This window comes from Candidatus Pelagibacter communis (assembly GCF_001179925.1).
GTDB lineage: Bacteria > Pseudomonadota > Alphaproteobacteria > Pelagibacterales > Pelagibacteraceae > Pelagibacter > Pelagibacter ubique_E.
On the sequence record NZ_CVSF01000010.1, the window covers coordinates 1 to 684 of the forward strand.

At 32.2% G+C, this 684-nt stretch carries 1 protein-coding gene; it reads right to left on the minus strand.

Annotation, left to right across the window (positions count from 1 at the left end; all coding sequences use genetic code 11):
• Positions 1 to 684, minus strand: a 684-nt coding sequence (locus tag AMN70_RS00585; RefSeq protein ID WP_075501038.1) for a class I fructose-bisphosphate aldolase, incomplete at both ends; no start/stop codon positions are given.

The window sequence follows — 684 nt, forward strand, 5'->3', positions numbered from 1 at the left end:
GCTTTTTAAGCATTTCAAAGTTAACTTTGCAACTTCTTCATTTGAAATTTTTTCATTTGATTTATTTCCTGCTAAGATCATATTAGGTTTCAATATAATTCCTTTTAGATCAACTTTGTGTATAATAAGTTCTTCAAAACATTTTTTTAAAACTTCTGAGGTTTTTTCATAACATTCTTTTGCATTATGTTCACCATCCATTAAGACCTCAGGTTCAACAATTGGAACCATATTACATTCTTGAACCAGTGCCGAATATCTAGCTAATGCATGAGCATTAGAATGTATTGAAAGCTTACTAGGTAAAGTTTTACTTATATTGTAAACACCTCTCCATTTTGTGAATTTTGCCCCAAGATTATAATATTCTTTAAGTCTTTCCCTTAAACCATCTAAACCTTCAGTAATTTTTTCATTTTCTGAGCCAGCAAGAGTTTTTGCGCCTGTATCAACTTTTATACCTGGTATACTGCCCATATTTAAAATTAATTCAGGGATCTTATTATTCTTTGAAGACACTTGGTTTATTGTCTCATCATACAAAATAACTCCTCCAATACATTCAGTCATACTTGGTGCGCTGAATAGCGTTTCTCTAAACAACAATCTATTTTCAGGGGTTGATGGAACATTGACTCCATCTAACCTTTTAGTCATTGTTCCGGTGGATTCATCAGCAGCTAG